At 68.0% G+C, this 18,829-nt stretch carries 19 protein-coding genes; 11 read left to right on the top strand and 8 right to left on the bottom strand.

Annotation, left to right across the window (positions count from 1 at the left end; genetic code table 11):
• The first annotated feature begins 113 nt into the window (after positions 1-113).
• The 6 genes from ON38_RS23215 to mnhG are packed head-to-tail and all read left to right on the top strand — an operon-like array spanning position 114 to position 6,024.
• Entirely contained in the window at positions 114-2,903 is a 2,790-nt protein-coding gene (locus tag ON38_RS23215; protein WP_039827042.1) for a Na+/H+ antiporter subunit A, read from the top strand.
• Positions 2,900-3,280 carry a Na(+)/H(+) antiporter subunit C gene (locus tag ON38_RS23220; RefSeq protein WP_039827043.1) on the top strand — a complete coding sequence of 127 codons (381 nt, stop codon included), beginning with the start codon at positions 2,900-2,902 and terminating at the stop codon, positions 3,278-3,280. The genes ON38_RS23215 and ON38_RS23220 overlap by 4 nt, the downstream gene beginning before the upstream one ends.
• The gene (locus ON38_RS23225) at positions 3,277-4,872 is read left to right on the top strand and encodes a Na+/H+ antiporter subunit D (RefSeq protein WP_039827044.1); all 1,596 of its coding nucleotides are present in this window, start codon (positions 3,277-3,279) and stop codon (positions 4,870-4,872) included. The genes ON38_RS23220 and ON38_RS23225 overlap by 4 nt, the downstream gene beginning before the upstream one ends.
• Positions 4,869-5,423 carry a Na+/H+ antiporter subunit E gene (locus tag ON38_RS23230; RefSeq protein ID WP_051165084.1) on the top strand — a complete coding sequence of 185 codons (555 nt, stop codon included), beginning with the start codon at positions 4,869-4,871 and terminating at the stop codon, positions 5,421-5,423. The genes ON38_RS23225 and ON38_RS23230 overlap by 4 nt, the downstream gene beginning before the upstream one ends.
• Entirely contained in the window at positions 5,420-5,680 is a 261-nt protein-coding gene (locus ON38_RS23235; RefSeq protein WP_039827045.1) for a monovalent cation/H+ antiporter complex subunit F, read from the top strand. The genes ON38_RS23230 and ON38_RS23235 overlap by 4 nt, the downstream gene beginning before the upstream one ends.
• A complete protein-coding gene (gene mnhG, locus ON38_RS23240) occupies positions 5,677-6,024 on the top strand; it encodes a monovalent cation/H(+) antiporter subunit G (protein WP_039827046.1) in 348 nt (115 codons plus the stop codon). Before ON38_RS23235 ends, mnhG begins: the two co-directional genes overlap by 4 nt.
• Here the strand turns inward: mnhG and ON38_RS23245 are convergent.
• The 5 genes from ON38_RS23245 to napA all read right to left on the bottom strand — a co-directional run bounded on the left by ON38_RS23245 (position 5,984) and on the right by napA (position 10,615).
• Positions 5,984-7,426 carry a phosphatase PAP2 family protein gene (locus ON38_RS23245; protein ID WP_083873031.1) on the bottom strand — a complete coding sequence of 481 codons (1,443 nt, stop codon included), beginning with the start codon at positions 7,424-7,426 and terminating at the stop codon, positions 5,984-5,986. The genes mnhG and ON38_RS23245 overlap by 41 nt on opposite strands.
• 88 nt (positions 7,427-7,514) lie before the next feature.
• Positions 7,515-8,660, bottom strand: a complete 1,146-nt coding sequence (locus ON38_RS23250; RefSeq protein WP_039827047.1) for a glutamate--cysteine ligase — start codon at positions 8,658-8,660, stop codon at positions 7,515-7,517.
• 21 nt (positions 8,661-8,681) lie between these two features.
• On the bottom strand, positions 8,682-9,374 hold the full coding sequence (sodC, locus tag ON38_RS23255; RefSeq protein ID WP_039827048.1) for a superoxide dismutase[Cu-Zn]: 693 nt from the start codon (positions 9,372-9,374) through the stop codon (positions 8,682-8,684).
• 125 nt (positions 9,375-9,499) lie between these two features.
• Complete coding sequence (locus ON38_RS23260) at positions 9,500-10,057, bottom strand: LytR C-terminal domain-containing protein (protein WP_039827049.1); 558 nt, start codon at positions 10,055-10,057, stop codon at positions 9,500-9,502.
• A 210-nt stretch (positions 10,058-10,267) separates the two neighbouring features.
• On the bottom strand, positions 10,268-10,615 hold the full coding sequence (napA, locus tag ON38_RS23265; RefSeq protein WP_039827050.1) for a nucleoid-associated protein NapA: 348 nt from the start codon (positions 10,613-10,615) through the stop codon (positions 10,268-10,270).
• A gap of 247 nt (positions 10,616-10,862) precedes the next feature.
• Here napA and ON38_RS23270 point away from each other — a divergent pair, with 247 nt between their 5' ends.
• The 3 genes from ON38_RS23270 to ON38_RS23280 all read left to right on the top strand — a co-directional run bounded on the left by ON38_RS23270 (position 10,863) and on the right by ON38_RS23280 (position 13,321).
• Positions 10,863-11,453, top strand: a complete 591-nt coding sequence (locus ON38_RS23270; RefSeq protein ID WP_039827051.1) for a peptide deformylase — start codon at positions 10,863-10,865, stop codon at positions 11,451-11,453.
• Positions 11,443-12,441 (top strand): N-acetylglutamate synthase, CG3035 family, encoded by a 999-nt coding sequence (locus ON38_RS23275; protein WP_039827052.1) that lies wholly within the window; start codon positions 11,443-11,445, stop codon positions 12,439-12,441. The genes ON38_RS23270 and ON38_RS23275 overlap by 11 nt, the downstream gene beginning before the upstream one ends.
• A 64-nt stretch (positions 12,442-12,505) precedes the next feature.
• Positions 12,506-13,321, top strand: a complete 816-nt coding sequence (locus ON38_RS23280) for an exodeoxyribonuclease III (protein WP_039827083.1) — start codon at positions 12,506-12,508, stop codon at positions 13,319-13,321.
• Positions 13,322-13,326: 5 nt separating this feature from the next.
• On the opposite strand, the gene ON38_RS23285 is transcribed toward ON38_RS23280, so the two are convergent.
• Complete coding sequence (locus ON38_RS23285) at positions 13,327-13,905, bottom strand: Uma2 family endonuclease (protein ID WP_245564163.1); 579 nt, start codon at positions 13,903-13,905, stop codon at positions 13,327-13,329.
• A gap of 180 nt (positions 13,906-14,085) precedes the next feature.
• Here ON38_RS23285 and thiC point away from each other — a divergent pair, with 180 nt between their 5' ends.
• Positions 14,086-15,714, top strand: coding sequence for a phosphomethylpyrimidine synthase ThiC (gene thiC, locus ON38_RS23290; protein ID WP_039827053.1), 1,629 nt, complete (start codon positions 14,086-14,088; stop codon positions 15,712-15,714).
• A gap of 53 nt (positions 15,715-15,767) precedes the next feature.
• Here the strand turns inward: thiC and ON38_RS36205 are convergent, their stop codons facing one another.
• Positions 15,768-16,715, bottom strand: a complete 948-nt coding sequence (locus ON38_RS36205; RefSeq protein WP_157181852.1) for a protein kinase family protein — start codon at positions 16,713-16,715, stop codon at positions 15,768-15,770.
• A 238-nt stretch (positions 16,716-16,953) separates the two neighbouring features.
• On the opposite strand from ON38_RS36205, the gene ON38_RS23300 reads away from it, so the two are divergent.
• The gene (locus ON38_RS23300; RefSeq protein ID WP_051165090.1) at positions 16,954-18,120 is read left to right on the top strand and encodes a GTP-binding protein; all 1,167 of its coding nucleotides are present in this window, start codon (positions 16,954-16,956) and stop codon (positions 18,118-18,120) included.
• A gap of 81 nt (positions 18,121-18,201) precedes the next feature.
• Here ON38_RS23300 and ON38_RS23305 read toward each other — a convergent pair whose 3' ends face one another.
• The gene (locus tag ON38_RS23305; protein ID WP_039827055.1) at positions 18,202-18,825 is read right to left on the bottom strand and encodes an NAD(P)-dependent oxidoreductase; all 624 of its coding nucleotides are present in this window, start codon (positions 18,823-18,825) and stop codon (positions 18,202-18,204) included.
• Between the last annotated feature and the right edge of the window lie 4 nt (positions 18,826-18,829).

The following is an 18,829-nucleotide window of genomic DNA, read 5'->3' on the forward strand; positions in this document are numbered from 1 at the left end:
AAGGGTAGCCGGATACGGGTGCGCATCTCTGAATCTGTACGATTGTCCCAGTTCGTGCTCGCATATGATGAGCGCGCAATACCCCGCCGCCCCTATCTCGACGGAGGTAACGCTTGCTCGCCATCCTGCTCGCACACGCCTTGGCCGCGCTCATCGCGCCCGCCGCCGTGCGAGTACTGGGTCGCAACGCGTTCTATCCACTGGCGCTGGTACCGCTCGGGTGCCTCGGCTGGGTGATCGCCCACTGGAACGACGAGATCACGGTCCGGATGCAGTGGGCGCCCACCATCGATCTGGGTATGGACCTGCGCTTCGACTCCCTGGCCACGGTGATGAGCGCCCTCGTCCTGGGCATCGGCGCTCTGGTCCTGGCCTACTGCGCCCGCTACTTCACCGACGACGAACCGAAACTCGGCTCCTTCGCCGCCTGGCTGGTCGCCTTCTCCGGCGCCATGTTCGGCCTGGTCACCAGCGACAACATGCTGTTGCTGTTCACATTCTGGGAAGTGACCACCGTACTGTCGTTCCTGCTGGTCGGCCATAATTCCGACAGCGTGCCAGGGCGCCGCGCGGCCCTGCAGGCCCTGCTGGTGACCGGCGCGGGCGGCCTGGCCATGCTCGCCGGAATCGTCATCCTCGGCGAGGCCTACGGCAGCTATCTGCTGTCGGATCTGCTCGCCGCCACCGACCCGCCCGGCGGGATCGCGGTGCAGGTCGCGGTGGTCCTCGTCCTGGTGGGCGCGCTCAGCAAATCCGCCATCGTGCCCCTGCACTTCTGGCTGCCCGGCGCCATGGCCGCACCCACCCCGGTCAGCGCCTACCTGCACGCCGCGGCAATGGTCAAGGCGGGTGTCTACCTCATCGCGCGGCTCGCACCCGCCTTCGCCGACGCCCCGGTCTGGCGGCCGCTCGTGCTCACCCTCGGCCTGGCGTCCATGCTGCTGGCCGGGTTGCGCGCGATGCAGGTCACCGACCTGAAATTGGTCCTGGCCTTCGGCACCGTGAGTCAGCTCGGCTTCCTGGTGACAATGGTGGGCCTCGGTACCCCCGACGCCGCGCTCGCCGGTATCGGCCTGGTGGTGGCGCACGCCCTGTTCAAGGCCACCCTCTTCCTCGTCGTCGGCATCATCGACCACGGGACGGGCACTCGTGACCTGCGGAAACTCTCCGGGCTGGGTCGCCGCGCACCTGTCCTCCTGGGCGCCTCGTCGCTGGCCGCGCTGAGCATGGCGGGTTTCCCGCCGCTCTGGGGGTTCGTGGCGAAGGAGTCCGCGCTGGCCGCCGAACTCCACGCCGAGCCGCTCTCGCTCACCGTGAAACTGCTGCTGGCCGCCGGACTGGTGCTCGGGTCCATGCTCACCGTCGCCTACAGCGCGCGCTTCATCTGGGGCGCCTTCGCCGACAAACCCGGCGTCGCGGTCCCCGATTGGCACGCACCGGGCATCGGGCTGAGCGCGGCACCGGTGCTGCTGGCCGCCGGTTCGCTGGGCGCCGGACTCGCCGCGCCCTGGATGGACGGGCTGCTGGCACCCTACGCCGAAACCCTCCCGGGCGAGCTGACCGAGCACCTCCAGCTCTGGCACGGCCTGACCGTGCCGTTGCTGCTCACCGTCGTCATCATCGCCGGGGGCCTCGCCCTGTTCGCGATACAGGACCGGTTCGGTGAATCGGCGAAGCTGCTGGGCAACGCCGACCGCGGCTACGATGCCGCGCTGCGGGCGGCCGACCGGCTCTCGCTGCGGATGACCGGCGCCGTCCAGCGCGGGTCGTTGCCGCTCACCCAGGCGGTGATCCTCGGCACCCTGGTGATCGTGCCCGCGGTGGTGCTGGCGATCGGCACCCGGACCGGGGTGGAACTGCGGCTGTGGGACTCCCCGCTGCAAATGGTGATCGGCGCCGTCATGATCGCCATGGCGCTGGCCGCGACCGTCCTGCGCAACCGGCTGGCCAGCGTGCTGGTGGTCGGGCTCACCGGCTACGGATGCGGTGTCGTCTTCGCCCTGCACGGCGCCCCCGATCTGGCGCTGACCCAGTTCCTCGTGGAAACCCTGACGCTCGTGGTGTTCGTCCTGGTGCTGCGCGCCTTCCCGGCCGAGATCGGGCCCGAACAGCAGGCCGGATTCCATATGGGCCGGGCGGCCATCGCCGTCGCGGCCGGTATCACGGTGCCGGTGCTGGCGGCGTTCGCCGCCGCGGCGCGTAATGCCCGGCCCATCTGGGAACGCATCCCGGACGCGGCCTACGAGTTCGGCGGCGGTAAGAACGCGGTCAATGTGCTGCTGGTCGATATCCGCGCCTGGGATACGCTCGGCGAGATATCGGTGCTGGTCGTGGCCGCTACCGGGGTGGCCTCGCTGGTGTTCCGCAGCCGGCGGTTCGGGCTGCCGCCGCGCGCCGCCGACGCGCCCAACTACCGGCCCGGCAAGGTGGGCTGGCTGCCCGCGGGCCGCCTGGTCGACCGCCGCGAACGCTCCATGGTCCTGCAGATCACGACCCGCCTGGTGTTCCCCACCATCATGGTGCTGTCGGTCTACTTCTTCTTCTCCGGCCACAATGCGCCCGGCGGCGGTTTCGCCGGCGGTCTCATCGCCGGGCTGGCGCTGGTCCTGCGCTATCTCGCGGGCGGCCAGTACGAACTGGGCGAGGCCCTGCCTGTGGAGGCCGGTCATCTGCTCGGCGCCGGATTGATTCTCGCCGCCGGTACCGCCGGCACCTCACTGCTGCTGGGAGCGCCGCCGCTGAGCTCCGCCATTCTCGAGGCCACGATTCCGGTGCTCGGCCATGTGAAACTGGTGACCTCGCTGTTCTTCGACCTCGGTGTCTACCTGATCGTGGTGGGCCTCGTATTGGATGTATTGCGCAGCCTCGGCGCGCGCCTCGACGACGAGCTGGTGCAGTCATGAGCGCGAACCTGACCCTGCTGATCGTCGTCGGCGTCCTGGTGGCCTGCGGGGTCTACCTGCTGCTCGAACGCACCGTGACGAAGATGTTGCTCGGCATTTTGCTGTTCAGCAATGCGGTCAACCTGCTGATCCTCACCATGGGCGGCCCCGACGGCGCGCCGCCGATCCAGGGCGCCGACGATATCGAACACACCCTCATGGCCGACCCGCTGGCCCAGGCGCTGGTGCTGACGGCCATCGTCATCACCATGGGCGTTTCGGCGTTCGTGCTCGCGCTGGCCTATCGCTCCTACATCCTGACCACGAGTGAAAAAGTGGAGAACGACCCGGAGGATGTCGGGATCGCCGCGCGCCGGCCGGAGGAACCCGAAGAATGAGCTTGTCGCCCGATCTGGTCCCCGCCCTGGCTCCCCTGCCGGTGCTCATCCCGCTGCTGGCCGCCGCGGTGACACTGGTGGCCGGTCGCCGTGCCCGGGTACAGCGGGTCCTGGCCACGGTCGCGCTGAGCGCGGCGGTGGTCGTCTGCGCGGTGCTGCTGTACCTGGCCGATCGGGACGGGACGGTGGCCGTACAGGTCGGCGGCTGGGAGACACCCATCGGTATCACCATCGTGGTGGACCGGCTCTCCGCGACCATGCTGCTGGTCTCGGCCATCGTGCTGCTGGCGGTGGCCCTCTACGGCGCCGGCCAGAACATCAGCGACGCCCAGGTCCGCCAGCCCACCTCCATCTTCTGGCCCACCTATCTGATCCTCAGCGCGGGCGTGGCGATGGCGTTCCTGGCCGGCGACCTGTTCAACCTGTTCGTCGGTTTCGAGATCCTGCTGGTCGCCTCGTTCGTCCTGCTCACCCTGGGCGCGACCGCGGAACGCATTCGCGCCGGAGTGTCGTATGTGATGGTCTCCATGGTGTCGTCGCTGATCTTCCTGATCGGCACCGCCGTCACCTACGGCGCCACCGGGACCCTCAACTTCGCGCAACTGGCCCAGCGGATGGACGCCATCCCCGACGGTATCCGCCAAGCGGTCTACGCCGTGCTGCTGGTCGCCTTCGGTATCAAGGCCGCGGTGTTCCCCCTGTCCAACTGGCTGCCCGACTCCTACCCCACCGCCCCCGCGCCGGTCACCGCGGTATTCGCCGGTCTGCTCACCAAGGTCGGGGTGTACGCGATCGTGCGCACCCAGACCCTGCTCTTCCCGGACGGCGGATTCGACAATCTGCTGATGATCAGCGGCCTGCTCACCATGCTGATCGGCATATTCGGTGCCATCGCGCAGAGCGATATCCGGCGATTGCTCTCGTTCACGCTGGTCAGCCATATCGGCTACATGATGTTCGGGGTGGGTATCGCCAGTCCCATCGGACTGGCGGGCACGGTGTACTACATCGCGCACCACATTCTGGTGCAGACAGCGCTGTTCCTGGTGGCCGGATTGATCGAACGCCAGGCGGGCTCGACCTCTCTGCGGCGGGTGGGCGGGCTGGCCGCCGCCAGCCCACTACTCGCGGGATTGTTCCTCATCCCGGCGCTGAACCTCGGCGGGATACCGCCCTTCTCCGGTTTCATCGGGAAGGTGGCCCTGCTCCAGGCCGGCGCGCAGGACGGCAGCGTGCTCGCCTGGGTGCTGGTCGCCGGATCGGTGGTGACCAGTCTGCTGACCCTGTACGTCATGGCGCGGACCTGGAGCAAGGCGTTCTGGCGGCCCCGCGAACAGGCCCCCGAGGGTCATCTGGTGGCCGCGACCCTGCCCTCGCTGGTGGAGGACAACACCGACATGCTCTACGACGAACGCACCGATCCCGGCCGGTTGCCGGCCATGATGGTGCTGCCGACCGCGGCGCTGGTCGCGGTCGGACTGGCGCTGACGGTGTGGGCGGGCCCGGTCCTGGCGATCGCCGACCGGGCCGCGATCGAACTGCAGGACCGGGGAATTTATATCGGCGCGGTGCTGGGCGGGGGGCCGCGATGAGCGGACCGACGAATCGCGACACGGTACTACGCGTCGGCGTCCTGCTCTGGCTGTCCGCGGTCTGGGTGGCGCTGTGGGGCCGGGTCAGCGTCGCCAATGTGCTGGCAGGACTGGCGGTGGGCCTGGTCATCATGGTCGCACTCCCGCTGCCCCGGATACCGCTGCGCGGGCAGTTGCGACTGTTACCGCTGATGAAATTGGCGGCGGTCAGCGTGTACTACGGGCTGGAGTCCAGTTTCCAGCTGGCCTGGTTCGCCCTGCGGCCCGGCCCGCCGCCGCCCTCCGGTGTGCTCGAGGTGCAGTTCGCGTTCCGCTCGGATCTGGTCATGGTGCTGTGCGTCAACCTGATCAATCTGATCCCGGGCACCATGGTGCTGGAGATCGACCGCGAACAGTGCAAGGCCTACGTGCATGTCATCGATGTGAGCAGTGCGGAGGCGGTGGCGAAGTTCTACCGCACCATCCGGGTGCTGGAACGGTTGCTGATCGACGGGCTGGAACGTCGCGCCACCCCGCTCCCGCCACCTACCGGTCAGGAGGTACCCAAGTGATCGTCGTGGCCGTGGTGGCCGCGGTCCTGCTCGGTGCGGCCGCGTTGATCACCGCATACCGCATTCTCGCGGGCCCGGATACCCTCGATCGGGTGATCGGGATCGACTCGATCATCGCCATGGCGATCTGCGGCCTCGCGGTGTGGGCGGCCTACAGCCGCGACACCGATGTGGTGCCCGCCATCGTCGCGCTGTCGCTGGTGGGCTTCCTCGGTTCGGCCGCCGTCACCCGCTTCCGGGTCCGGGACGACCGATGAACACCGTATTCGACTGGATCTCCGGCGTCCTGATCATCTTCGGCGCGGTACTGGCGCTGACCGCGGCCATCGGTATCGTCCGGTTCCGGGACACCCTGCTGCGTATGCACGCGGCGACCAAACCTCAGGTGATCGGTCTTGTTTCGGTGCTGGCGGGCACCTGTATCCGGGTATACGACGACCCCAATGTCTGGATGCTGGTGCTGGTCGGGTTGTTCACCTTGCTCACCGCACCGGTAATCGCCCACCTGATCGGCCGCACCGCCTACCGGGAGCAGTTGCACCGCAAGGATCTGCTGGTGGTCAACGAACTGGAGGACAAACTGGATCGGCCGCGGCCGTGAGCCCGGCGGACCGGTCGGCCGCCGGTGCCGCCGTATCGAGTGGATCGTCGGTGGCGACAACCGCGTCCGCGCGATCGGGCAGTGTCGCGCTCGCGGTCGCAACCGGCCGCTCGCGGCGGCGCCGGGAGAACCATGTGGCGTGGAAACCCGCCGCCATCGCCGCGAGCAGGGCCGCGACGATCGACCCCGCGACCACCGGATAGTCGGCCATATGCACCGCCAGATACCGGTAGCCGACCAGCAGCGTCACCAGTATCACCGCACCACCGGCGACCAGCCGGATCCGGAACGGCCCCCAGCCGCGTTCCGGTTCCCGCAGCGCCGATTCCACGGTCAGGCACAGCACCGCCCCGGCGACCAGGTCCACGCCGTAGTGGTAGCCGAAACCGAGGGTCGCGGCCAGCGTGCACAGCAGCCAGAACATACCGCCCCAGCGCAGCCAGGTGGGCGCGAGCGAACCATCGGGGTTACGACGGGTGTGCAGGAAGAGCGCCAGTGCCCACGCGGTGTGCATCGAGGGCATGCAGTTACGCGGCGAGAACGAATCGAAGGCCATCGCAACCGGTGCGCGGTCCAGCGGCGGCAACACATCGGGCCAGAAATTGCCGAGCTGGAAACCGTTCCCGTCGACCCCGTAGGCGAACATCGGTCCGACCACCGGGAACAGTATGTACACCAGGGGCCCCACCAGGCCCAGCACCAGGAAGGTGCGCACCAGGTAGTGGTTCGGCCAGCGGCCGCCCGCCGCCACCGACCGCAACTGCCAGACCGCCACCACGATGGCCGCCGCCGGCAGTTCGATGTACACCCAGTGCAGGACCGCCTCGGGTACCGGTCCCAGGGTTTCCAGCACCCGGCCCATCACCCATGCCGGATCACCGAGCGCGTGATCGGCCAGCATCACGTACCGGTCCAGCACCCGCGGCCGCAGGTCCACGGTGATGTGTAGCCAGACGTCGCCGACCTTGGTCGCCAGGATCAGCAGCGCGCCCAGCGCGGCGGCGTGCAGGGCGTTGCGCCGTTCGACGCCGGTCCAGCGCAGCCAGGCCACCAGTGCCAGCGCGGTGAGCACGAGAACCGGCCCGTTGCCCACGGTGAACGGTCCCCCCAGCAGCAGCCGTACCCCCGCGTACACCAGATCGATCGCCACGGCCGCACCCGCCGCGATCCACCGGCGCCGGGCCGATATCCCGACCAGCGCGAGAACCAGGCCCGCCCAGGGCACGGTCATCGATTTGGGGGTACCGATGTAGTCGCGGGCCAGGCTCGTCAGCGGACCCTCGAAATCCCGCCACATCGCCACGCCCTGCAGCACCAGCAGCAATACCGGCACCGCGGCGACGGCGGCGACCCGAACCCCCCGGCGCGGCACGGAGACGCGCACCGCTGCTCCAGCTCCCATATTCGGGTTTCCGACTAGCACCCGACCATCGTAAACGGCACGTGAACGGCAGGTCACCGGGCTGCTGAACAGCAGCGAACCGGCCGGGTCAGCTGTCGAGTTCGCGAACCAGCGCGTCCACCACCGCGACGAGATCCCCCTGCGCGGCCGCCGCCACCTGCCGCTGCCGCTGATAGTTGGCCCCGCGGCGCGGAATATCGGCCACCGCGGCGAGTTCGGCCACACAGTCCAGCCGTCGCGCGGTCGGCTCCAGCCGGGTCAGCAGATCGTCGAGATCCTCGGTGACCAGACGTTCCCGATTGTCGTCACCCACGATCACGATGGCGTCCAGCCCGTAACGCGCGGCCCGCCATTTGTTCTCCTGCACATGCCACGGCGGCAGGGTGGGCAGCGACTCGCCGCGTTCCACCCGCTCGTCCAGATGCACGATCAAACAGTGGATGAACGCCGCCAGCGCGGCCAGTTCCGCCCGGTTGGAGATGCCGTCGCAGATCCGTACCTCGATGGTCCCCCATTTCGGGGCGGGCCGGATATCCCAGTGCATACCGCCGAGCTGTTCGAACACACCGGTTTTCATCTGGTCGTGCACATAGCGCTCGAACTCGCCCCAGTTCTCGAACTGGAACGGCAGTCCCGCCGTGGGCAACTGCTGGAACATCAGCGCGCGATTGCTCGCGTAACCGGTATCCGAACCCGACCACATCGGTGAGGAGGCCGACAACGCCAGCAGATGCGGATAGGACAACAGCAGCGAGTTCAGGATGGGAAAAACCTTGTCCCGGTGCGATACCCCGACATGCACGTGTACCCCCCAGATCAGCATCTGCCGACCCCACCACTGGGTTCGTTCGATGAGTTCGTCGTAGTGCTCGGACCGGGTGAGCTGCTGGGTGGACCACTGCGCGAACGGATGCGTGCCCGCGCAGAACAGATCCACCCCGAGTTCGTCGGCGGCCCGGCGCACGGTGTCCATGGTGCCGGACAGATCCGCCACCGCGGACCCGACGGTCTCGTGCACCCCCGTGACCAGTTCCACGGTGTTGCGGAGCAGTTCCTTGGTCACCTGCGGGGTGCCGTCGTGCGCGCGCAGCTCACCCACCGCGTCGAAAACGGCTGCCGCCGTATTGGACAGATCGCGACTCGTCTTGTCGACGAGCGCGATCTCCCATTCGATCCCCACGGTCGGCCGAGGCGACCCGCGGAACGGCACCGGCTCGATCCGCGCCCCACCCATATCGGCCCCTCCGTCGCGCGTCTAACCGATGACGCCGCAGGCGACCCGGCCGCCCGCGTCACCGGTACTCATCGTCTGCTGATCCGGGCCGGCGCCGCCCTCGCGGGTGTAACGGTCCGGGATATTGGCGAAGTTGTCGGAACCGGCGTGCACGATGATCGCCTTGCCCCGGATATCGCTGAGGGTGACCGTGTCGGTGGTGGTCACCAGGTAGCCGTGGCCGTCCTTACGGACCTGCAGCGAGGTCAGATCGCCACTGGCCGGGTGTCCGGTCGCGCCGCCGACCTGCAGATGCCCGCCCGCGGACAGGAAGTCGCCGGGCGCCCCACCGGCCGGCGGGGCCGAATTGGCCTCGCACTTGCCTTCCTGGTGGATGTGCAGACCGTGGAAACCGGGGGTCAAACCCGTTGTGTCGACGGTGATCCGCAGGTGGTTGCCCTCGTCTGCGATATTGGCCGTCCCGACCTTCGCGCCGCTCGGCGACTTCAGTTCCACCTCGGTCCCCGAACCGGCCGGGGAACCCTGCTCTTCGCTGTGCTCACCGTGCTCGCCTCCACCTGCCGGAGCCGGGGACGAGGTCCACACCGGCGGAGTCGTCCCGGGTACGTCACTGGATTCCTGACTGTTCGTGCAGGCAACGAGGCCGAAAGCCGCGACAGCCAGCACCGGGGTCACGCTCCGCCAAGATCGGCGACGAGAAGGGGACTGGGCCATCTGGGAACTCCTTTACGAGTACCGAGTTTACGGGTAGAGCGTTTCGACAACGATCCTTCGACCCACAAGATGATGCCACGCGGTCCCCGCCGGGCCGGTACGCCCCCGACCTCCGGAGACGCGTGTCACCGACCGGTCACCACCACGACGACTCCCGAACCGTCGCCCAGACCCGGGATCATCGGCGCGGTGGTGGCGCCGATATCCGCGGCGACCGCGGCGGCGGTGGCCTCGTCGGCCGGCGCCGGACCGTAGTACACGGTGGTGTTCTCGAGTGTGGTGGCGGCGTAGTTGCCGGTGGAGGTGTTGGTCCAGCCGCGTGCCGTGAGCTCGTTCGCGGTCGTGGACGCCAGCCCCGCGACCATGCTGTTGTTGAGCACCCGGACCGGAGCGGATCGATCGACCCCGCCGGCCGCCGCCGTGGTGGTCGGCGCCGCGGCGGTGGTGGTACCGGATTCGGCGGCCGGCGTGGCGGGCGCGGCCGCGACACTGGTGGTGGCGCGCGGCGCGGCCAGCGCGGTCGTCGGCGGGGCCGCCGTGCTCTCGGCGTTGTCCGAACTCTCGGAATCCGCGCTCGACAGCGACATCGCGCCCAGACCGGCGAAAACGATCGACAGGGCGATCAGAACCATTGCCGTCGCACGCAGCGGCGGTCCACCGGAGCCAGGGTTCGAATTGCTCACCCGCCCGAGCCTAGCGCCTGCTGTGCTCATTTGCCCCGCCTCCGGCGGGGCGGGTCGGAGCCCTGTGACCCCGATTCTTCCCTCCTCCGCTCAGTCCAGAATCGGGGGCGGGCCCCGACCATGGAGGTAGACCATCCGGGGAGCCGTAAAGACGCGAACGGGAGCGATGCGGAGCCGGCTCCAGCGCGGCAACCCGTCCGGAGCTCGGCGTCAGACCTGGAAGCCGAGCTTGCGCGCCGCGCGGGACTTCTGCCGGCTGGCGCGTAGCCGGCGCAGGCGCTTCACCAGCATCGGGTCGGCGGCCAGGGCTTCGGGCCGGTCGATGAGGGTGTTGAGCACCTGGTAGTAACGGGTCGGTGACAGCGCGAACAGTTCGCGGATCGCCTCTTCTTTGGCGCCCGCGTACTTCCACCACTGTCGCTCGAAGGCCAGGATCTCGTGTTCGCGGCGACTCAGGCCGCTCTCGGGATCATGGGCCCCTTCGGGATTCGTATTCGCTGTGTTGGCCGGAGGACCGCCCTGGATTGCGGAAAGATCCCGCGCTGCTGCGCCGTCCATCTTGCTCCTCGCCGAGTTACCACCGGACGCGATCGCCGTATCAGGACACGATCGGGTCACCGTGTTACTGCCTTGCGATATTCAACCACGCCGTCCGGGCGAGCGCTGCCGACGACGTCCGGCGTGTCCGGTACGGCAGTACCACATATCCGGGGAGAACCCGTTCCACCTGCCCGGACCGGTGACGGCCACCGCACAGAGCAGGCCCTTTTTCATCGGGCTCCGCCGCCCCCAATAAGCTCGTCTCATGTCAATCCTGCCCATCGTGATCGTCGGCGATCCCGTGCTGCACGGCCCCACCGCGCCGGTGACCGAATCGCCGGCGGAACTGGCCGGGCTGATCACGGATATGTACGAGACCCTGGACGCCGCCAACGGCGTCGGTCTGGCCGCCAACCAGGTCGGAGTGTCCAAGCGCCTCTTCGTCTACGACTGCCCGGACCGGGCCGAGGACGGCACGGTGGCGCGGCGCCGGGGAGCCGTGATCAACCCGGTACTGGAGACCTCGGCGATCCCGGAAACCATGCCGGACCCCGACGACGACGAAGAAGGCTGCCTGTCGGTGCCCGGTGAGCAGTACCCCACCGGCCGGGCCGAGTGGGCCCGGGTCACCGGCACCGACGAGCACGGCGAACCCGTCACCGTCGAGGGCACCGGTTTCTTCGCGCGCATGCTGCAGCACGAGGTCGGCCATCTCGACGGCTACCTCTATATCGACGTCCTGGTCGGGCGCCACGCCCGGGCGGCGAAGAAAGCGGTCAAACGCAACGGCTGGGGCGTTCCCGGCCGCACCTGGCTACCCGGCAGCGATCCGGATCCCTTCGGACATGACGACTGACCCGCACGACCACGACGGCGACATCCCGATCTCGCAGGTCCCGCTCGGCGAGCGGGTCGTGGTGCGCTACCGGCTCCCCGAGGGCAGCAGCCCGCCGCTCACCGATGTGATCGGTGAGGTGGTGGAGACCAATCCGCTGACCGTCCTGGCCGCCGACGGCCATCCGGTGATGATCCCGGCGGCCAGCGTGGTGGCGATGAAATCACTGGCGCCGCGGCCGATTCGCACCTCGGAGATCCGCGCTCTGGAGACCGCGGCGGCGTTCGGGTGGCCCGGCACCGAGTCCGCCTGGATCGACGGCTGGCTGCTGCGTGCCGGACACGGCTACACCCGGCGCGCCAATTCCGCGGTACCCATAGGTGATTCGAACGGACCCGCCCGCATCACCCCGGACACCCTGCACCGGATCGGCGCCTGGTACGCCGCGCAGGGACTTCCGCTGCAACTGGCGCTGCCGGACCGGCTGGCCACCGTGCCGCCGGGGTGGAACAGCTGGGGCGAAACCCGCGTTCTGGGTATCGACCTGGAGAATTTCGTCCTTCCGCAGGGCCCGTCCATGGTGCGGATCGCACCCGAACCCGATATCGCGTGGCTGGAGATCCACCGCTACCGCGGTGACGAACCGAGCGGCCACTCCGCCACGGTCCCGCTACCCGAAGTACTCTCCGCCGTGCACGACGGACAGCTGGGGTTCGCCTCGCTGGGCCTGCCCAACCCCATCGCCATCGCCCGCGGCGCACTCACCTCCGCCTCCGACGGCCGCCGCTGGGTCGGCCTGACCTGCGTGGCGGTGGTGGCCGCCCATCGCCGGCACGGGCTGGCCGCACTGGTCTGCGGCGAACTGCTGCGCTGGGGTCACGATCGGGGCGCGACCCACGCGTACGTCCAGGTCGAGGCCGGTAATGTGGACGCCCTGGAGCTGTTCGGCGAACTCGGGTTCGTCGATCACCACAGCTACCGCTACGCCGTCCCCGGCAGTTCCGGGTAGCCGGACGATAACGCCGGAACACCCCCGAACTGCGGTTCGCCCGACTCGCGAAAAGGTAATCGTGCTGCGCCTGGCCACCTGGAATGTCAATTCGATCCGCTCCCGGCAGGACCGGGTGCTGGCCTGGCTGGATCGCCAGGACATCGATGTGCTGGCGATCCAGGAAACCAAATGCCGGGACGACCAGTTCCCCTTCGAACGTTTCTCGGAGGCCGGCTACGAGGTCGCGCATGTGGGGTTGAACCAGTGGAACGGGGTGGCGATCGCGTCGCGGGTGGGACTCGACGAGGTGGAGATCGGGTTCCCGGGCCAGCCCGGATTCGACCGTGACGCCGCCGATACGCTCATCCCCTCACCGACCGTGGAGGCGCGGGCCCTGGGCGCCACCTGCGGCGGAGTCCGGGTGTGGAGTCTGTATGTGCCCAACGGGCGCACGCTGACCGATCCGCACTACGAATACAAACTGGCCTGGCTGGCCGCGCTGCGCGACAGTGCCGCCCGCTGGCTGGCCGCCGACCCCCGGGCGAAGACGGCCCTGGTCGGCGACTGGAATATCGCGCCCACCGACGACGATGTGTGGTCGCCGGAGCTCTTCGCCGGCAGAACCCATGTCTCCCAACCGGAACGGGACGCGTTCACCGCGATCACGGAGATCGGTTTCACCGATGTGATGCGACCCTTCGCCCCCGGCCCCGGTGTGTACACCTACTGGGATTACACCCAGCTGCGCTTCCCGCGTAAGGAAGGGATGCGCATCGATTTCGTGCTGGCCTCCCCGGCGCTGGCCGCGACGGTGGTCGACGCCGGGGTGGACCGGGAGGAACGCAAGGGCAAGGGCGCCAGCGACCACGCTCCGGTGATCGCCGAATTCACCCTCTGACGCCGCTACAACCAGTCCGCGAGCGGATCGGTGGCGAGGAAGACGCCGAGCGGTTCGGGAATTTCGATATCGGTGCCGAACGGCACGGTCACCTTGGTGCTGTAGCGCCCGTCCTCGGGCTCGCTGTACACGCTCGCCTCCGCGGCGCCGCGGTCGATGAGGAAGTAGAGCGGGATACCCGTGGCCGCGTACAGGAACGGTTTGTCGAGCCGATCCCGCAGTTCGGTGTGCTGGGCCCGGGAACTGATCTCGATGGTCATGATCACCGGCTGCGGATCCGACCATTCGCCTTCACCGGCGAATGCCGAGGCGGGCGCGAGGATGGCGTCGGGTCGTACGCGGCTGCCGCCGGTGCGCCCGGCCCGCAGGCCGCGATCGGCGAAGAGCCACAGTTCGGACCGGCGCGGCACCAGGAACCGCGCCAGCCACTGCACGACCCGGGTGTGGTTGGTGTCCGGTCGTGCCTTGGCGGCCAGCAGGCCGTTCAGATACTCGAGCCGCAGCCCTTCGGAAATCCGCTGAGCCGCCGCGTCGAGTTCTTCGAACTCGTCGACGGTCATCAGCGATCCATGCGAGAGGGTCACGGATAGACCCTATCTCCCGGCCGGTGGATACGGTCCGAGGCGGGTATGGTCGGCGGCGGAAAATTTCACACGCCAACGGGGGCTCGCACCAGCGGGCTGAGAGGACGGCTAGCTCCACGGAGCGCTCAGGGCCGTCGACCGTATGAACCTGACCGGGTAATGCCGGCGTAGGGAGGAAATATGACGACCACACCTGTCGATTCGGTGACCACCGGTCCGATCGAGGGCAGCGTCAAGCACTATCGGGATATCGACGGTCTGCGCATTCCGGTACGCCGGATCGAGCTGACCAACGGCGACCACTTCGACGTCTACGACACATCCGGCCCGTACACCGACCCCACCGCGACCATAAACCTGGAGGCGGGTCTGCCCGCGCTCCGGAACGAGTGGGAAAAACCGGAGGTACCCGGCCCGCGCACCCAGCTCGCCTGGGCCCGGGCCGGGATCGTGACCCCGGAGATGCGCTTCGTCGCCGCCCGGGAGGAGGTGCCGGCAGAGCTGGTGCGCGCGGAGGTCGCCGCCGGCCGCGCGGTGATCCCGGCAAACCACCGGCATCCGGAACTGGAGCCGACCATCATCGGCAAGAAGTTCCTGGTGAAGATCAACGCCAACATCGGTAACTCGGCCGTCTCTTCCTCGATCGCCGAGGAGGTCGAGAAGATGGTGTGGGCCACCCGCTGGGGCGCGGACACCATCATGGATCTGTCCACCGGTAAGAACATCCACGAGACCCGCGAGTGGATTCTGCGCAACTCGCCGGTTCCGGTGGGCACGGTGCCGATCTATCAGGCGCTGGAGAAGTGCAACGGTGACCCGGCCGCGCTCACCTGGGAGATCTACCGCGACACCGTGATCGAGCAGTGCGAGCAGGGCGTGGACTATATGACCGTGCACGCCGGTGTGCTGCTGCGTTACGTGCCGCTGACCGCGAAACGGGTCACCGGGATCGTCTCGCGCGGCGGTTCGATCATGGCCGCGTGGTGCCTGGCCCACCATCGGGAATCGTTCCTGTATACCCATTTCGAGGAGTTGTGCGAGATCCTGGCGCGCTATGACGTCACATTCTCGCTCGGTGACGGACTGCGGCCCGGTTCGATCGCCGACGCCAACGACGAAGCCCAGTTCGCCGAACTCCGCACACTCGGCGAACTGACCAAGATCGCGAAGTCGTACGGCGTGCAGGTGATGATCGAGGGCCCCGGGCATGTCCCCATGCACAAGATCGTGGAGAACGTACGGCTGGAAGAAGAGCTGTGCGAAGAAGCCCCCTTCTACACCCTCGGTCCGCTGGCCACCGATATCGCGCCCGCCTACGACCACATCACCTCGGCCATCGGCGCGGCGATCATCGCGCAGGCCGGGACCGCGATGCTGTGCTACGTCACGCCGAAGGAACATCTCGGCCTGCCCGACCGCGACGATGTGAAAACCGGCGTCATCACCTACAAGATCGCCGCACACGCCGCCGATCTCGCCAAGGGCCATCCGCACGCCCAGCGGCGTGATGACGAATTGTCCAAGGCGCGTTTCGAATTCCGCTGGCGTGACCAGTTCGCGCTGTCACTGGATCCCGATACCGCGCGCGAATACCACGACGAGACGCTGCCCGCGGAGCCGGCGAAAACGGCGCATTTCTGCTCGATGTGCGGTCCGAAGTTCTGCTCCATGCGCATCTCGGCGGACGTCCGCGCGTACGCGGAGCAGCACAATCTGACCGATAGCGACGCGATCGAGGCCGGAATGGCGGAGAAGTCGGCCGAGTTCGCCGATACAGGAAAGAAATTGTATCTCCCGGTGGTGTCCTGACGGTCCGGGCGGCCCTCCGACAGAGTGGGCCGCCCGCCGCTCCGCCGGCCGGTTCAATTGCGCGGTATCGCGCGGAGTTCCCGTATCTCGTCCAGCCGCCGGAGCACCCCATCGATAGCGCTCGGGCTCAGGTCGAGATCGGCCAGAGCACTGCGTATGTCTCGATGATCTATCGCGTCCACGGCACGGAGCACATCGTCGTCGAGTTGGGTTCTCGGGTCGAAATTGATGAAATCGGAACGCATACCGAAGGGCGCGCCCGGGCCGAAAGCGTCGGCTCCCCTGGTTGGATGCGCCGCTTCGGGGAAGGAGTATCCATGGTCGTACAGGACCAGGTTCCCGCTGCGATCCGGCCGGTAGTTGGTCCGCTGCCCGTCAGCTGCCCCGATCACATAGTGAAGCACTGCTGCCTGTTGTCTTTGTATCCTGTCGAATCCGAGGGCGTGTTTCGCCGGACCGAAATCCACGAACCGCTGAACCATTCCCTCGCCGCCCGCCCGGTCGACGAGCGCGGTGGGTGGTACCAGACCGAAGCCGAAAAGACGATCCATCCGGTAGGCGGCGACTTCACGTCGTGCGAGCGTTCCCGGATCGTGCGGCAACCAGTTCCTCTTGCCGAATTGCTCTCCTGCGGAGGGCTTGAAAACGACCAGACCCTCGTCTCGTCCCGTACCAGGGTCGCGGGCCCGCATGACCTGCACCTCGTTCACGGAGTCGGGCAGTTGCAGAGTTCTCTGGACGTCGGGGGTCAGCTGCGCGGTCCGTAGCAGCAGTTCCGCCTCGTCCGGCCGATAAGCCGGTGGACGACTCCCCCGAGACCCCGGCCTGCCCAGCTCGTCGAGTCGCCACTGTGCCCCCGGTGTGGGCGGATCCAAGCGGTCCTGCCCACGCCAGAGCTCGTCTGCTCGGGCCAGGAGCCTGCTGACCCCCTGGGGTTGTGCCGAAACGACGCGGCCGATATCTCCTGTGTCCCGGATGAGTAGGTTTTTGATGCGGGCCATGAGCCCGTGTAGAGCGCCACTCACCCCGACCGGGCGGACCTTTCGCGCGCGCTGCCGGAACGAACCATTTCGAGGAGCATCGGAGCCCGACCTCCTCGTATCTGTCCGCCGCCGGGAAGCAAGTATGGCAACCGCTTCCGAAAGGTGTCTATACGTAGGTCGCGTGGTAGCCGCCATTGACTCCGCCGGCCGCCCGGCCCTGGGCGCGCAGGCACCCTCCGCGGGCGGGTTAATGAAAATGGATATCATTACTATTGTGAACGCGATCGATCCCCGTCGTCCCCTGCCCGTCACCGTCCTGTCGGGGTTCCTCGGCGCCGGGAAGACCACCCTGCTCAACCACATCCTCGCCAACCGGGAGGGTCGGCGTGTGGCGGTGATCGTGAACGATATGAGCGAGGTGAACATCGACGCGGCGCTGATCACGGGGCAGGGCCATCTCGACCGGACCGAGGAGAAACTCGTCGAGCTCACCAACGGCTGCATCTGCTGCACCCTGAGGGAGGACCTCATCGAGGCGGTCGGCCGGCTGGCCCGGGAGGGACGATTCGACCAGCTGGTCATCGAATCCACCGGTATCTCCGAGCCCATGCCGGTGGCCGCGACCTTCGAATGGGAATTCGAAGACGGGTTCTCGCTGGGTGAACTGGCCCGGCTCGACACCATGGTCACCGTGGTGGACGCTTCGACCTTTCTCACCGAAGTAACCCGCGGGCAGACGCTCGCCTCCCGGAATCTGGAGGCCGGCGCCGGAGACGAACGCGGTATTGCCGATCTCCTCGCCGACCAGGTCGAATTCGCCGACGTCCTATTGCTCAACAAGATCGACCTGGTGAGTCCGGCGGTGGCCGGCGCGCTGGAGGCGGCGCTGCGGCGGATGAATCCACGCGCCGAGCTGATCCGCACCAGCAACGGGATCGTCGAGCTCGCCGAGGTGCTCGACACCGGACGCTACGACCCGGCCGTCGCCGCCACCGCCGAAGGCTGGGACGCGGAACTGACGGGCGGCCACACTCCCGAAACCGAGGAATACGGCATCAGCAGTCTCACCTACACCGCCGACCGCCCGTTTCACCCGCAACGCCTCGCCGACGTCCTGGCCGGGCTGCGCAGATTGTTGCGCAGCAAAGGTTTCTGCTGGATCGCCAGCCGCCCCGAGATCGCCGCGGTCTGGTCGCAGGCCGGGCCGAACCTCACCTTCGAACCCGCGGCGTGGTGGTCGGCACTGGAGATCCCGGCCGGGCAGGAGATCGTGTTCATCGGAGTGAAGCTCGACCGGGCGCGTCTGCGCGCCGCACTCGACGCGGCGCTGCTCACCGATGCCGAATACGCGGCCGGGCCGCGCGTCTGGGCGCGCTACCCGGATCCCTTCCCCGCCTGGGAGACGCCGCACCAGCACAGCTGAACCGGGCCGCGGGCTCGGTCTCGCCAGTCTCCGGTCCCGATCTCCCCAATCCTCCACCGTCGCGGCCGCTCCCGGAGCCGTTCAGTGGGAGATCCCGGGCGCCCGGCGCACATAGGTGCGGTCGGTGATCTGATCGAGCAGGAACTCCGCGATATCGGCGCGGGCGATCTTCAGGCTCAGCCCCTTCTCGTCGGCACCGAAACCACGCCGGTAGGTGCCGGTGCGGGGGCCGTCGGTGAAGGCGCTGGGCCGCACGATGGTCCACTCCAGGCCACTGGCCCGGACATAGGACTCCTGCTGCTGGTGGTCGGCATAGGCGGGGCGCAGCAGCAGACCGAACATGATGTACTTCCAGACGAAGTTCAGATTGGCGCGGCTGTCACCGGCACCCAGCGTGGACTGGCAGATCAGCCGTTTCACACCGGTGCGGTTCATCGCCTCGACGACCGTGCGGGTGCCCTCCGCCCGCACCACGCCCTTGCGTCCGTTGCCCAGCGCCACCAACACCGCGTCCTGGCCGTAGACGGTCCGCTCGACCGCACCGGGATCGAGCACATCACCTTCCACGATGTGCAGGTTGTCGTGGGTGCGAGTGATCCGGCCGGCGTCACGGGTGAGTGCGGTGACCTCGTACCCGCGTGCCAGCGCCTGCTCGACGATGTGCTGTCCGACCGTACCGGTCGCTCCGAAAACCGCGATTCGCATGATT

Origin of the sequence: Nocardia testacea NBRC 100365, assembly GCF_000308775.1 — a bacterium.
GTDB lineage: Bacteria > Actinomycetota > Actinomycetes > Mycobacteriales > Mycobacteriaceae > Nocardia > Nocardia testacea.